The 13793-nt window shown below is 62.1% G+C and carries 13 protein-coding genes; 12 read left to right on the top strand and 1 reads right to left on the bottom strand.

Annotation, left to right across the window (positions count from 1 at the left end):
* Positions 1-17: 17 nt before the first annotated feature.
* The 9 genes from ACIPL0_RS26755 to ACIPL0_RS26715 all read left to right on the top strand — a co-directional run bounded on the left by ACIPL0_RS26755 (position 18) and on the right by ACIPL0_RS26715 (position 9738).
* Positions 18-332: a sarcosine oxidase subunit delta gene (locus ACIPL0_RS26755; protein ID WP_108237749.1), complete on the top strand. Its 315-nt coding sequence runs from the start codon at positions 18-20 to the stop codon at positions 330-332.
* Positions 329-3349, top strand: coding sequence for a sarcosine oxidase subunit alpha (locus ACIPL0_RS26750; RefSeq protein WP_400601522.1), 3021 nt, complete (start codon positions 329-331; stop codon positions 3347-3349). The genes ACIPL0_RS26755 and ACIPL0_RS26750 overlap by 4 nt, the downstream gene beginning before the upstream one ends.
* 173 nt (positions 3350-3522) lie before the next feature.
* Complete coding sequence (locus ACIPL0_RS26745) at positions 3523-4155, top strand: sarcosine oxidase subunit gamma (protein WP_400601524.1); 633 nt, start codon at positions 3523-3525, stop codon at positions 4153-4155.
* Between the two features lie 235 nt (positions 4156-4390).
* Entirely contained in the window at positions 4391-5248 is an 858-nt protein-coding gene (gene purU, locus ACIPL0_RS26740; RefSeq protein WP_400601526.1) for a formyltetrahydrofolate deformylase, read from the top strand.
* Positions 5249-5467: 219 nt separating this feature from the next.
* On the top strand, positions 5468-6667 hold the full coding sequence (gene fdhA / locus ACIPL0_RS26735) for a formaldehyde dehydrogenase, glutathione-independent (RefSeq protein WP_400601528.1): 1200 nt from the start codon (positions 5468-5470) through the stop codon (positions 6665-6667).
* Between the two features lie 145 nt (positions 6668-6812).
* A complete protein-coding gene (locus tag ACIPL0_RS26730) occupies positions 6813-7238 on the top strand; it encodes a DUF350 domain-containing protein (RefSeq protein ID WP_400601603.1) in 426 nt (141 codons plus the stop codon).
* 23 nt (positions 7239-7261) lie between these two features.
* The gene (locus tag ACIPL0_RS26725) at positions 7262-7921 is read left to right on the top strand and encodes a DUF1190 domain-containing protein (RefSeq protein ID WP_400601530.1); all 660 of its coding nucleotides are present in this window, start codon (positions 7262-7264) and stop codon (positions 7919-7921) included.
* Between the two features lie 12 nt (positions 7922-7933).
* Positions 7934-9088, top strand: coding sequence for a glutathionylspermidine synthase family protein (locus tag ACIPL0_RS26720; RefSeq protein ID WP_400601532.1), 1155 nt, complete (start codon positions 7934-7936; stop codon positions 9086-9088).
* A gap of 98 nt (positions 9089-9186) precedes the next feature.
* Positions 9187-9738: a DUF2780 domain-containing protein gene (locus tag ACIPL0_RS26715; protein ID WP_400601604.1), complete on the top strand. Its 552-nt coding sequence runs from the start codon at positions 9187-9189 to the stop codon at positions 9736-9738.
* Between the two features lie 202 nt (positions 9739-9940).
* Here ACIPL0_RS26715 and ACIPL0_RS26710 read toward each other — a convergent pair whose 3' ends face one another.
* Positions 9941-10819: an acyltransferase gene (locus ACIPL0_RS26710; protein ID WP_400601534.1), complete on the bottom strand. Its 879-nt coding sequence runs from the start codon at positions 10817-10819 to the stop codon at positions 9941-9943.
* A 209-nt stretch (positions 10820-11028) separates the two neighbouring features.
* Here ACIPL0_RS26710 and ACIPL0_RS26705 point away from each other — a divergent pair, with 209 nt between their 5' ends.
* From ACIPL0_RS26705 to creC, 3 genes are read left to right on the top strand one after another with little or no spacing between them, the layout of a single operon-like run.
* Complete coding sequence (locus tag ACIPL0_RS26705) at positions 11029-11529, top strand: ATP-dependent zinc protease (RefSeq protein ID WP_400601536.1); 501 nt, start codon at positions 11029-11031, stop codon at positions 11527-11529.
* Between the two features lie 58 nt (positions 11530-11587).
* Positions 11588-12268 (top strand): two-component system response regulator CreB, encoded by a 681-nt coding sequence (gene creB, locus ACIPL0_RS26700; protein ID WP_400601538.1) that lies wholly within the window; start codon positions 11588-11590, stop codon positions 12266-12268.
* Entirely contained in the window at positions 12268-13689 is a 1422-nt protein-coding gene (creC, locus tag ACIPL0_RS26695; protein WP_400601539.1) for a two-component system sensor histidine kinase CreC, read from the top strand. The genes creB and creC overlap by 1 nt, the downstream gene beginning before the upstream one ends.
* The last annotated feature ends 104 nt before the right edge of the window (positions 13690-13793 follow it).

Below are 13793 nucleotides of genomic sequence, written 5' to 3'. Positions count from 1 at the left end.
TAACAGGAGAAATCCAAATGCTGCATATCTTCTGTCCTCACTGTGGCGAACTGCGCTCCGAAGAGGAATTCCACAGCTCCGGCCAGGCTCACATTCCGCGTCCACTGGACCCGGCCGCCTGCACCGACGAGCAGTGGGGCGACTACATGTTCTTCCGCGACAACCCGCGCGGCCTGCACCACGAACTGTGGATTCACGCAGCCGGTTGCCGTCAGTACTTCAACGCCACGCGTGACACCGTGACCTACGAAATTCTCGAAACCTATCTGATTGGTACCAAGCCACAGTTCGTCAATCCTGTGCCTGCGGTCGGAAAGGGAGATAAAGCATGAGCCAGTCCAATCGTCTGCCCAATGGCGGCCGCATCGACCGCAGCAAAGTCCTGAACTTCAACTTCAACGGTCAGACTTACCAGGGTTTTGAAGGCGACAGCCTGGCCTCGGCACTGCTGGCCAACGGCGTCGACATCATCGGTCGCAGCTTCAAGTATTCGCGTCCTCGCGGCATCTTCGCCGCCGGTGCCGAAGAGCCGAACGCCGTGCTGCAGATCGGCGCGACCGAAGCCACTCAGATTCCGAACGTGCGCGCCACGCAACAGGCGCTGTACGCCGGTCTGGTCGCCACCAGCACCAACGGCTGGCCGAGCGTCAACACCGACATGATGGGGATTCTCGGCAAGGTCGGCGGCAAGCTGATGCCGCCGGGCTTCTACTACAAAACCTTCATGTACCCGCAATCGTTCTGGATGACCTACGAGAAGTACATTCGTAAGGCCGCTGGTCTTGGCCGTTCGCCGACCGAGAACGATCCGGACACCTACGACAACATGAACCACCACGCCGACGTGCTGGTGGTCGGCGCCGGCCCTGCGGGTCTGGCCGCTGCCCTGGCCGCCGCTCGCAGCGGTGCCCGTGTCATCGTTGCCGACGAGCAGGAAGAATTCGGCGGCAGCCTGCTGGACAGCCGCGAAAGCCTGGACGGCAAGCCAGCGGTCGAGTGGGTCGCCAGCGTCGTCGCCGAGCTGAAAGGCCTGGCCAACGTGACCCTGCTGCCACGCGCTACCGTGAACGGCTACCACGACCACAACTTCCTGACCATCCATGAGCGTCTGACCGACCACCTCGGCGACCGCGCGCCAATCGGTCAGGTGCGTCAGCGCATGCACCGCGTCCGCGCCAAGCGTGTGGTGCTGGCGACCGGTACCCACGAACGTCCGCTGGTCTACGGCAACAACGACGTGCCGGGCAACATGCTGGCCGGTGCCGTCTCCGTTTATGTACGCCGTTACGGCGTGGCACCGGGCAAGAAGCTGGTGCTGTCGACCAACAACGATTACGCCTACCGCGTGGCGCTGGACTGGCTCGACGCCGGCCTGCAAGTGGTCGCCGTCGCTGACGCGCGTCACAACCCGCGTGGTGCGCTGGTCGAAGAAGCCCGCGCCAAAGGCATCCGCATCCTCACCGGCAGCGCCGTGATCGAGGCTCGTGGCAGCAAGCGCGTGACCGGTGCCCGTGTTGCGGCCATCGATGTCCGCGCACAGAAAGTCACCAGCCCCGGCGAATGGCTCGACTGCGATCTGGTTGCCAGCTCCGGCGGCTACAGCCCGGTGGTTCACCTGGCATCGCACTTGGGCGGCAAGCCGGTCTGGCGTGAAGACATCCTCGGTTTCGTACCGGGTGAAGCGCCACAGAAACGCGTCTGCGTCGGTGGCATCAACGGCGTCTACGCGCTGGCCGACACCCTCGCCGATGGCTTTGAAGGTGGCGTGCGCGCAGCCAGCGAAGCAGGCTTCCAGGTCGTCGAAGGCGTCATGCCGAAGGCGCTGAGCCGTGTTGAAGAAGCCACTCTGGCGCTGTTCCAGGTGCCGCACGAGAAGGGTACTTCCCGCGCGCCGAAACAGTTCGTCGACCTGCAGAACGACGTCACCGCCGCCGCCATCGAACTGGCGACCCGCGAAGGTTTCGAGTCGGTCGAGCACGTCAAACGCTACACCGCGCTGGGCTTCGGTACCGACCAGGGCAAGCTGGGCAACGTCAACGGTCTGGCCATCGCCGCCCGTTCGCTGAACGTGACGATCCCGGAAATGGGCACCACCATGTTCCGTCCGAACTACACGCCGGTGACCTTCGGTGCGGTAGCCGGTCGCCACTGTGGTCACATCTTCGAGCCTGTGCGCTTCACCGCGCTGCACGCCTGGCACGTCAAGAACGGCGCCGAATTCGAAGACGTCGGTCAGTGGAAACGTCCGTGGTACTTCCCGAAAGCCGGTGAAGACATTCATGCCGCCGTGCGCCGCGAGTGCAAGGCTGTGCGTGACAGCGTCGGCCTGCTGGACGCTTCGACCCTCGGCAAGATCGACATTCAAGGCCCGGATGCCCGCGAGTTCCTCAACCGCATCTACACCAACGCCTGGACCAAGCTTGATGTGGGCAAGGCGCGTTACGGCCTGATGTGTAAAGAAGACGGTATGGTCTTCGACGACGGCGTGACCGCCTGCGTCGCCGACAACCACTTCATCATGACCACCACCACTGGCGGCGCGGCTCGCGTTCTGCAGTGGCTGGAGATCTATCAGCAGACCGAATGGCCGGACCTGAAGGTGTACTTCACCTCCGTGACCGACCACTACGCGACCCTGACCCTGTCGGGCCCGAACAGCCGCAAGCTGCTCAGCGAAGTGACCGACATCGACCTGGACCGCGAAGCGTTCCCGTTCATGACGTGGAAAGAAGGTCTGGTGGCTGGCGTGCCGGCACGTGTGTTCCGGATTTCCTTCACTGGTGAGCTTTCCTACGAAGTGAACATCCAGGCCGACTACGCCATGGGCGTTCTGGAAAAAATCGCCGAGGCTGGCAAGAAGTACAACCTGACCCCGTACGGCACCGAAACCATGCACGTACTGCGGGCCGAGAAGGGCTTCATCATCGTCGGTCAAGACACTGACGGCTCGATGACCCCGGACGACCTGAACATGGGCTGGTGTGTCGGTCGCACCAAGCCGTTCTCGTGGATCGGTCAGCGTGGCATGAGCCGTGAAGACTGCGTGCGCGAAGACCGCAAGCAACTGGTCGGCCTCAAGCCGGTCGACCCGAACAAGTGGCTGCCGGAAGGCGCGCAACTGGTGTTCGACCCGAAACAGTCGATCCCGATGACCATGGTCGGTCACGTGACCTCCAGCTACGCGGCCAACTCGCTGGGCTATTCGTTCGCGATGGGCGTGGTCAAGGGCGGCCTGAAGCGCATGGGCGAGCGCGTGTTCTCGCCGCAGGCAGACGGCAGCGTGATCGAGGCGGAAATCGTGTCCTCGGTGTTCTTCGATCCGAAGGGTGACCGGCAGAACGTGGAGTGATCGGTGGGCAATGCGGTGGGCAAGATGCACCGCGTTGCCTGATCGATTCGCCAGCAAGCCGGCTCCTACAGAATGCGCAGGACCTGTAGGAGCCGGCTTGCTGGCGAAGAGGCCATCCGAAACACCACATATGTTGCGTCAACTGGAACAACAGAATTCAAGACAGGTGCTTTATGACCACAGCCAACGTTTACCAACAGCGGCCAACGACCGACGTCAAAGCCGAGTCGCCATTGTTTCACGCCGATCTGAAAAGCCTGGTCGGCAAGGGCCGCACCAATCCGGGTGTCGTGCTGCGCGAGAAAAAACTGCTGGGCCATCTGACCATTCGTGGCGATGCCCATGACCCGGCCTTTGCGGCCGGCGTACACAAGGCCCTGGGCATGGAACTGCCGACGGCGCTGACCCTGGTGTCCAGCGGCGACAGCTCGATCCAGTGGATGGGGCCGGACGAGTGGCTGCTGATCGTGCCGACCGGCGAAGAATTTGCCGTCGAGCAGAAACTGCGCGAAGCCCTGGCCGGCCTGCACATCCAGGTGGTCAACGTCAGCGGCGGTCAGTCGCTGCTGGAACTGACCGGCCCGAAAGTGCGTGAAGTGTTGATGAAATCCACCAGCTATGACGTGCACCCAAGCAACTTCCCGGTGGGCAAGGCTGTCGGCACCGTGTTCGCCAAGTCGCAACTGGTGATCCGCCGTACCGGCGAAGAGACCTGGGAACTGCTGATCCGCCGCAGCTTCGCCGACTACTGGTGGCTGTGGCTGCAAGACGCCAGCGCCGAGTACGGCCTGGGTATCGCCGCTTAAGCGGACGCAATGACGCCTCCGACTGCTTCTGGCCGGAGGCCGTAGGAGCTGGCTTGTCCTGCGATCGGCGACGGAGTCGTCGTAAAACCTCTGTATGCGGTCAGCCTGATACACCGCATTCGCCGGATTTACGACTGCTGCGCAGTCGTTCGCAGGACAAGCCAGCTCCTACAGAGGTTTGCGGAACATTCGCAATACCGTTTCAACCGATGGATTCAAACAGGAGCAACACCCCATGAGCCGCGCCCCCGATACCTGGATTCTGACTGCCGACTGTCCCAGCGTGCTGGGCACGGTGGACGCGGTGACGCGCTTTTTGTTCGAGCAGGGCTGCTACGTCACCGAGCACCATTCGTTCGATGACCGGCTTTCCAGCCGCTTTTTCATCCGCGTCGAATTTCGCCAGCCTGACGGTTTCGACGAAGCCTCGTTCCGTGCCGGCCTGGCCGAACGGGCGCAAGCCTTCGGCATGAACTTCGAGCTGACAGCGCCGAACTACCGGCCAAAAGTGGTGATCATGGTGTCCAAGGCCGATCACTGCCTGAACGATCTGCTTTACCGCCAGCGCATCAATCAACTGTCCATGGACGTGGTCGCCGTGGTGTCCAATCACCCCGATCTCGAACCTTTGGCTCGCTGGCACGATATTCCCTACTACCATTTCCCACTCGATCCGAACGACAAGCCGGCGCAGGAAGCAAAGGTCTGGCAGGTGATCGAGGAGTCCGGCGCCGAACTGGTGGTGCTTGCGCGCTACATGCAGGTGCTGTCGCCGGAGCTGTGCCGCAAGCTCGATGGCAAGGCGATCAACATTCATCACTCGCTGCTGCCGGGTTTCAAGGGTGCCAAGCCGTACCACCAGGCCTACAACAAGGGCGTGAAACTGGTTGGCGCGACGGCGCATTACATCAACAACGATCTGGACGAAGGTCCGATCATCGCCCAGGGCGTCGAGGTCGTGGACCACAGTCACTACCCCGAAGACCTGATCGCCAAGGGCCGCGACATCGAGGGTCTGACCCTGGCGCGAGCGGTGGGGTATCACATCGAACGGCGGGTGTTCCTCAACGCCAACCGTACGGTGGTGTTGTAGAGATCGCCGCTTCGCGGCATCGCGAGCAAGCTCACTCCTACAGAGAACGCAACCATTTGTAGGAGTGAGCTTGCTCGCGATGACGGATTCGTTAACGACACAAGATCCAAGACGGCAAACGAAACACCCAGAGCAATCATTGCGTTGCAGCAACATCCAAGCAACGCATTTCTCCGCTACACAGTTGTATCCATAAAAACAATTCAGCGAGGTGAAAGCATGTCTGGTAATCGTGGTGTGGTGTATCTCGGCGCAGGCAAGGTCGAAGTACAGAAAATCGACTATCCCAAAATGCAGGACCCGCGCGGGAAGAAGATCGAGCACGGTGTCATCCTGCGCGTGGTATCCACCAACATCTGTGGTTCCGACCAACACATGGTGCGCGGTCGCACCACCGCTCAGGTCGGTCTGGTCCTGGGTCACGAGATCACCGGTGAGGTGATCGAGAAGGGCCATGACGTCGAAAACCTGCAGATCGGCGATCTGGTTTCCGTTCCTTTCAACGTTGCTTGCGGCCGCTGCCGGTCCTGCAAGGAACAACACACTGGCGTCTGCCTGACCGTCAACCCGGCCCGTGCCGGTGGCGCTTACGGTTACGTCGACATGGGCGACTGGACCGGCGGCCAGGCCGAGTACGTGCTGGTGCCGTACGCCGACTTCAACCTGCTCAAACTGCCGAACCGCGACAAGGCCATGGAAAAGATCCGTGACCTGACCTGCCTCTCCGACATCCTGCCGACCGGTTATCACGGTGCAGTGACCGCCGGTGTCGGCCCGGGCAGCTCGGTGTACATCGCCGGTGCCGGCCCTGTCGGTCTGGCCGCTGCCGCTTCGGCCCGCCTGCTGGGCGCCGCCGTGGTGATCGTCGGTGACGTCAACCCGGTGCGTCTGGCGCATGCCAAGGCTCAGGGCTTCGAAATCGCCGACCTGTCCAAGGACACCCCGCTGCACGAGCAGATCGCTGCGCTGCTGGGCGAGCCTGAAGTGGATTGCGCCGTCGACGCCGTAGGCTTCGAGGCTCGTGGCCATGGCCATACCGGTGCCAAGACCGAAGCGCCGGCCACCGTGCTCAACTCGCTGATGGGCGTGGTCCGTGTTGCCGGCAAGATCGGTATTCCCGGCCTGTACGTCACCGAAGATCCGGGTGCTGTCGACGCCGCCGCGAAAATGGGCAGCCTGAGCATCCGTTTCGGCCTGGGCTGGGCGAAATCCCACAGCTTCCACACCGGCCAGACCCCGGTGATGAAGTACAATCGCGCACTGATGCAAGCCATCATGTGGGACCGCATCAACATCGCCGAAGTGGTGGGCGTTCAGGTGATCAGCCTGGATCAGGCGCCGGAAGGCTACGGTGAGTTCGACGCTGGCGTGCCGAAGAAATTCGTCATCGACCCGCACAAGATGTTCAGCGCTGCGTAAGGCGCTTCTTGTTGAAAAGGGCGGCCTTCGGGTCGCCTTTTTTGTGTTCGCGTTTTACTCGCGAGCGGCTCGCCCCTGCTGTTGCGGTCAAGGAATTCATGCTATTTAAACCCACCGATTCAACAAGGATGTGAGTGGTTAAATGGTGATCGACGCGCTGAAGATGTCCCTGCAGGGATACGCTGTTCTTGGCTTCGTGTTGTACCTGATTGGCGCGGTGGCGATCTTTTCGCTGTTCGCCTTTGTCTATACCCGCCTGACCCCACATGCTGAATTTGCCCTGATCCGCGAGGGCAACACCGCCGCTTCTGTCGCGTTGGCCGGGGCACTGATCGGATTCGCGATTCCGGTGGCCAGCGTGATTTCCCATTCGATTTCCCTCCTCGATTTTCTGGTCTGGGCGCTGATCGCCTCGCTGGTCCAATTGCTGGTGTTCGGTGGCGTGAGCCTGGTGGTCAAGGGCCTGTCGAAACGGATCGACAACGGTGAAATGGCCTCGGCAGTCCTGGTGGCGGCCATTTCGGTCAGCATCGGCCTGCTCAATGCCGCCTGCATGACACCACCTGTCTGACACCGCATAGCTGAGGGATCGCCATGAAACGCAGCACCAGCATTCGCCTGGCCGCGCTGGGCAGTATTCCGTTGGCCTTGGCGTTCTGCCACGGCGAAAGACGGCCCACCCGTACTGTCAGTGAAACCGCGCAATACACCAGTGTCGAAGGTTGCACGGGCGCCGGGGTGTCGGCGGAGGTTTGCAGCAAGGCCTACAAGGTGGCTTACGACCTGCATCGGAAACGTGCGCCGTCCTACGACAACCTCGCCGACTGCGAGGCGGACTATGCCATCGGCACCTGCGTCGACCGTTCGGATAACGGCCGAATCATGCCGGCCCTGACGGGGTTTGCCGTGACCACTCAGCGTGAGGTACCTGCCGATCAGCAGGCGACGTCCAGCAGTGGCGGCTCCTATCACAGCTCCAGCAGTTTCTGGCGCGCGATCAGCCTGGGAGAGGACGCGGTGAATTACTACAGCGAACCGACCTATCGCGAACGCGTCGGGCAGGATGGCTCGCGCATGGTGACGCTCAGCCAGCAGGTGGGCGAGGGCAAGACCTTCGCCAAGGCCAGAAGCGGGCGATTCGCTGTCTCCAGTCCTGAGTCGTTCAATTCAAGCTTGCGTGTAGCCTCTGCCGAACCCGTGCATGTCAGCCGGGGCGGCTTCGGTTCGCGGGGCGGTTTCGGGTTCGGTGGCTGAGGGCATGACCGCGTGAAAAGAATCAGGATTGCACCGCGCCCGGACTGGCGGGAAACGGCGGAACACTATGGCTTTCGCTTCCACACCTTCGACGGCGAACGGTATTGGGATGAAAGCGCCTATTACCAGTTCTCGCTGGCGCAGATCGAGCAGGATCTGGAAGAGCCGACCCGCGAACTCCATGAAATGTGCATGGATCTGGTCGGGCGAGTGGTGGACAGCGAACGGCTGCTGGACCGCCTGGCGATCCCGGCCGCTTACCACGACCTCGTCCGCGACTCCTGGAAACAGCGGCAGCCGCACCTCTATGGCCGCATGGACCTGTGCTACGACGGCCATGGCCCGGCCAAGCTGCTGGAAACCAACTACGACACGCCGACGTCGCTGTACGAGGCCAGTTTCTTTCAGTACCTGTGGCTGGAGCAGCAGATGCAGCGCGGTCAGCTGCCACCGGACTGCGACCAGTTCAACAGCCTGGAGGAAAAGCTCACCGAGGTGTTTCGTGCTGGCCGGTTCCAGACGCCCTTTTATTTTTCCTCGGTCAAAGGCTCCGTCGAGGACCGTGGCACCGTCGAATACCTGTGCGACATTGCCCGGGATGTAGGGCTGGATGCCCGGCTGATCGACATCGAAGCCATTGGCCTTGCCAGCAACGGACGGTTCGTCGATGAGCAGAACGCCGCCATTGCCACGCTGTTCAAGTTGTACCCATGGGAGCACATGTTTCAGGAGGACTTCGGTCCGGCGATTGCCGGCAGCAGCACGCTGTTTCTGGAGCCCGCCTGGAAAGCCATTCTCTCCAACAAGGGCGCGCTGGCGCTGCTGTGGGAACTGCACGAAGGTCACCCGAACCTGCTGCCGACCTTCTTCGACAACGACCCCGGCCAGCCGCTGGACAATGGCTGGGTGCGCAAGCCGTTCTTTTCCCGCGAGGGCGCCAACATCGAAATCCGTACCGACAAAGGACGGCGGATCTACCAGAACGGGCCGTATCGCGACGGTTCCCATATCCGCCAGAAGTTTCACGCTTTGCCGTGTTTCGATGGCAACTACACGGTGATCGGCAGTTGGGTGATCGGTGATTTGCCAGCAGGGATTGGCATTCGTGAGGACGACTCGCTGATCACCCAGGATTCGAGCCGGTTTTTGCCCCATGTGATTGCCTGACTGTTTGCCGGAACTTCTCTTGGGGCAGCGGTCCAACGCGTGTTTACCGGCATTGGCCGGTTCTCTGGCAAAACGAGGCGGCATCCATGAAAGTTTCAATGATCAACGCACGCGGCGCCGTTCTGGCGACGCTGATGGCCCTGGCGGCAACACCGGTTTTTGCCTTCAACCTCAACGATGCAGCCAATGCGGTTTCCGGTGCTACCGGCGGCCAGCAGAAGGCCACGGCCGCACCGGAAGCGGCGGGGTTGCTCAATGCCCTGGGCACGCAGTTGAACGTCACGCCGCAGCAGGCGGTGGGCGGTACTGGTGCGCTGCTGGGGCTGGCGAAGAACAAGCTGGCGGGTAATGACTACTCGCAACTGAGCAAGAGCGTGCCGGGGCTGGATCAACTGGCGGGCAGTTCGGCGCTGGGCAGCCTGGGTGGTCTGGGCGGGCTGTTGGGTAACTCGGGTGGCAACTCGGTGATCGACAGTGCGCTGGGCAACGTGCAGAGCATGGGTGACGTGAACACCGCGTTCAGCGCGCTGGGCATGGACAGCAGCATGGTGAGCCAGTTTGTGCCGGTGATCCTGCAATACCTCGGTCAGCAAGGCGCCAGCGGTTCGGCGTTGCAGGCGTTGAGCGGCGTTTGGGGTGCGGGTGGTTGATCAATACCCGACGTCGCAATACCTGTAGGAGCGTGGCTTGTCCCGCGACCTGGCGCGAAGCGGCAGTAAATCCGGTAAGCGCGGTGAGTCAGACACACCGCATTTGCAGATTTTACGACGGGTTCCCCGCCGGTCGCAGGGCAAGCCAGCTCCTACAGGTTACGTTTCGATCCCGAAGTCGGGGGCGTCGCCAGCAGTAAGTTCAGCCGCGCAACTCGGCAATCCGCGCGTTCTTCTCGACCCACAACCGGTTGACCCAGTCCTGCACGTATTCGCGGAACGCCGGGTCGTTTTCGTAATCGCCCTGCCACAGCGCCGGGTCGAGCTCGCGGGTCTGGATGTCGATGATGACGCGCGGCACCTGTCCTGAAATCAGCGTCCAGAAACCGGGGATCTTTTCGCCGGGGTAGACCACGGTGACATCCAGCACCGCATCCAGTTGTTCGCCCATCGCCGCGAGCACGAAGGCGACGCCGCCCGCTTTCGGCTTGAGCAGATACTGATAGGGCGACGCCTGCTCCACCTGCTTGGCGGGGGTAAAACGGGTGCCTTCCAGATAATTCACCACGGTCACCGGCTGGCGCTTGAACAGCTCGCAGGCTTCTTTGGTGATCTCCAGATCCTTGCCCTTGAGTTCCGGGTGCTTCGCCAGAAACGCCTTGGTGTAGCGCTTCATGAACGGGTAATCCAGCGCCCACCACGCCAGACCCAGAAACGGCACCCAGATCAGCTCTTTTTTCAGGAAGAATTTGAAGAACGGCGTGCGCCGGTTGAGCGTCTGCACCAGTGCCGGGATATCGACCCACGACTGATGGTTGGCGACCACCAGATACGAGGTGTCGCTGCGCAGCCCCTCGGCGCCCTGGATCTCCCAGCGGGTCGGCAGGCACAGGCGGAAGATCAGCTTGTTGATCTCGCTCCAGGTCTCGGCGATCCACATCACCGACCACGAGCAGCTATCACGCAACCCGCCCTGGAACACCAGTTTGAGCAGGGCGAAGACCATCAGCGGGCCGAACAGCACCAGGGTGTTGAGCAAAACCAGCAGGGCGACGGCAATTCCGGTGAACAGGTGACGCATAAATCACTCGTGAGCGTTGAAGGGCCGGCAATGATAAGCACCCTTGTGGATAGAGCCAAATCCGCCTGTCGTTGACAGATGTTTCACGATTTTTCCGTTAACTTAGTCGGGATTTTCCCGAGGAAGTGCCCGCGAATAAGCGAACGAAGGCATCCGTCGCTGTCTAAAACCGGCCTTCCTACCTCTTTTCAGTACGAGGAACCTGTCAATTGAGATCTCTTCTGGCGCTCCTGGCCTTGTCGGCACTGCCGGTCATGGCTGCCGAACCGACGTTGTATGGCCGCTACGAATACATCCAGGTGTCCGAGTTCGGCGAAACCTTCAAGGCCAAGATGGACACCGGTGCCCTGACCGCCTCGCTGTCGGCCAAGGACATCGAGCTGTTCAAGCGCGACGGCGATGAGTGGGTGCGCTTCCGTCTGGCGACCAAGGATGCCGACAACAAGGTGTACGAGCACAAGGTGTCGCGCATCAGCCGCATCAAGGGCCGTGCAGACGGCGAAGAGGATGACGAGCCGATCGATCCGGTTCAGCGCCCGGTGGTGGACCTGGAACTGTGCCTGGGCAACGTCAAGCGCACGGTCGAGGTCAACCTGGTCGACCGCAGCCACTTCAACTATCCGTTGCTGATCGGCGCCAAGGCCCTGCGCGAGTTTGGCGCGGCGGTGAACCCGGCGCGGCGCTACACCGCCGACAAGCCGGACTGCTGATTGACGTCGGGGCCTGACATCCGGCACCTTCTCGGCTTTGCCAGACGTGCCGGACGCCATGCCCCACATCCTGATTGTCGAAGACGAAGCGGCGATTGCCGACACCCTGATCTACGCCCTGCAGGGCGAGGGTTTCGCCGCGTCGTGGCTGACTTTGGGGCAGGCCGCGGTTGAGTTTCAGCGCAAGACACCGGCCGACCTGATCATTCTCGACATCGGCCTGCCGGACATCAGCGGCTTCGAAGCATGCCGGCAACTGCGCCGCTTCACCGAGGTGCCGGTGATGTTTCTCAGTGCCCGCGACGGTGAAATCGACCGCGTGGTGGGGCTGGAAATCGGCGCCGACGATTACGTGGTCAAGCCGTTCAGCCCGCGCGAGGTTTGCGCCCGGGTGCGGGCCATTCTCAAGCGCATGGCGCCGCGCACCGACACACAGAAACCCTCTGGACAATTTTTGATCGACGCGGATCGCGTGCTGATCAGCTATCGCGGCCAGCCGCTGAACCTGACCCGCCACGAATTCCGCCTGCTGCACTGCCTGCTGGAACAGCCAGAGCGGGTGTTCAGCCGCGAGCAGTTGCTCGACGCCGTGGGCGTGCCGAGCGATGCCGGTTACGAACGCAGCATCGACAGCCATATCAAGAGCGTGCGCGCCAAGCTGCGTCTGGTCGCCGCTGACGCCGAGCCGATCCAGACCCATCGCGGCCTGGGTTACAGCTACAGCCCGGACCACAGCTGATGCGCCTGGGGCTGCGGATCTTTCTGGTGTATGCCCTGTTCATCGGCCTGACCGGCTATTTCGTGCTCAATACGGTGATGAAAGAGGTGCGCCCCGGCGTGCGTCAGTCCACCGAAGAAACCCTGGTGGACACCGCCAACCTGCTGGCCGAAGTGCTGCGTGAGGACGTCAAGGCCGGCACCTTGAACCAGAGCCGCTTTCCGGAGGCGCTCAAGGCCTACGGCTTGCGTCAGCCGGGGGCGAACATCTGGGGGCTGACCAAGAATCAGGTCAACAACCGCGTCTATGTCACCGACGCCAAGGGCATCGTGCTGCTCGATTCCAGCGGCGAAGCGGTGGGTCAGGACTATTCGCGCTGGAACGACGTCTACCTGACCCTGCGCGGCGAATACGGCGCGCGCTCGACCCGCTCCGATCCGCAGGACTCCAATACCTCGGTGATGCACGTCGGTGCGCCGATCCGCGACAACGGCCAGATCATTGGCGTGGTCACGGTGGCCAAACCCAACAGTTCGCTGCAGCCCTATGTGGACCGCACCGAACGGCGCTTGCTGTGGTACGGCGTCGGGCTGGTGGTACTGGGCCTGGCTTTCGGCGCAGCGTTGTCGTGGTGGCTGAGCAAGTCGCTGCGCCGCCTGACCGACTACGCCCAGGCCGTCAGCGAGGGCCAGCGTGCAGAGCTGCCGCATTACCGCGGCGGTGAGCTGGCGCAGTTGTCCAAGGCCGTTGAACTGATGCGCACGCAGCTGGAAGGCAAGGCCTATGTCGAGCGCTACGTGCATACCCTGACCCACGAACTGAAAAGCCCGCTGGCCGCCATTCGCGGGGCTGCCGAGTTGCTGCAGGGCGACATGCCCGCCGAGCAGCGTCAGCGCTTCGTCGGCAACATCGACAGTGAAAGTGCGCGGGTTCAGCAACTGATCGAGCGCCTGCTGAACCTGGCGATGATCGAGCAACGGCAAGGGCTGGAAGAGCGGGTCGAAGTACCGCTGGCGGGGCTGATCGAAGGCGTGCTCGCCACGCAACAGGCGCGAATCGTTGGCAAGGATTTGCAGGTCGAGCAATCGATTGCCTCGGCGGTGAGCCTGATCGGCGAGCGTTTTCTGCTGCGACAGGCGTTCGCCAACCTGCTCGACAATGCCTTGGACTTCACCCCGGCCGGCGGCACATTGCGATTTGCCGCCGAGCGGGTGGGGGACCGGCTCAACGTGTCGCTGTTCAACAGCGCCGCGCCGATTCCCGACTACGCCCTGCCGCGTCTCAGCGAACGGTTCTATTCACTGCCAAGGCCCGACAGCGGCCGCAAGAGCACGGGGCTCGGGCTCAATTTCGTCGAAGAAGTGGTGCAACTGCACGGTGGCGAGTTGCAGATCGGCAATGCCGAGGGTGGGGTGTTGGTTGTAGTGGCTTTTCCGGTGTGACCGCCGTTCTGAGCGGTGATGCAAAACCTGTGGAGCTCTGCTCGCGATGACAAACGTACAGGCGTTGGAGGATTGGCTGGCATCCGGTGCAATCTTTGTGGGAG

Source organism: Pseudomonas sp. NPDC090208, from assembly GCF_044746785.1.
Lineage (GTDB): Bacteria > Pseudomonadota > Gammaproteobacteria > Pseudomonadales > Pseudomonadaceae > Aquipseudomonas.
This window is presented reverse-complemented; position numbering and strand designations above follow the sequence as displayed.

Bases quoted from the DNA above. Each gene is read 5' to 3' on its own strand.
- ACIPL0_RS26710 (WP_400601534.1), bottom strand. From the start codon at position 10,819: ATGCGTCACCTGTTCACCGGAATTGCCGTCGCCCTGCTGGTTTTGCTC.
- ACIPL0_RS26750 (WP_400601522.1), top strand. From the start codon at position 329: ATGAGCCAGTCCAATCGTCTGCCCAATGGCGGCCGCATCGACCGCAGC.
- ACIPL0_RS26755 (WP_108237749.1), top strand. From the start codon at position 18: ATGCTGCATATCTTCTGTCCTCACTGTGGCGAACTGCGCTCCGAAGAG.
- ACIPL0_RS26715 (WP_400601604.1), top strand. From the start codon at position 9,187: ATGATCAACGCACGCGGCGCCGTTCTGGCGACGCTGATGGCCCTGGCG.
- fdhA (WP_400601528.1), top strand. From the start codon at position 5,468: ATGTCTGGTAATCGTGGTGTGGTGTATCTCGGCGCAGGCAAGGTCGAA.
- creB (WP_400601538.1), top strand. From the start codon at position 11,588: ATGCCCCACATCCTGATTGTCGAAGACGAAGCGGCGATTGCCGACACC.
- purU (WP_400601526.1), top strand. From the start codon at position 4,391: ATGAGCCGCGCCCCCGATACCTGGATTCTGACTGCCGACTGTCCCAGC.
- ACIPL0_RS26745 (WP_400601524.1), top strand. From the start codon at position 3,523: ATGACCACAGCCAACGTTTACCAACAGCGGCCAACGACCGACGTCAAA.
- creC (WP_400601539.1), top strand. From the start codon at position 12,268: ATGCGCCTGGGGCTGCGGATCTTTCTGGTGTATGCCCTGTTCATCGGC.
- ACIPL0_RS26725 (WP_400601530.1), top strand. From the start codon at position 7,262: ATGAAACGCAGCACCAGCATTCGCCTGGCCGCGCTGGGCAGTATTCCG.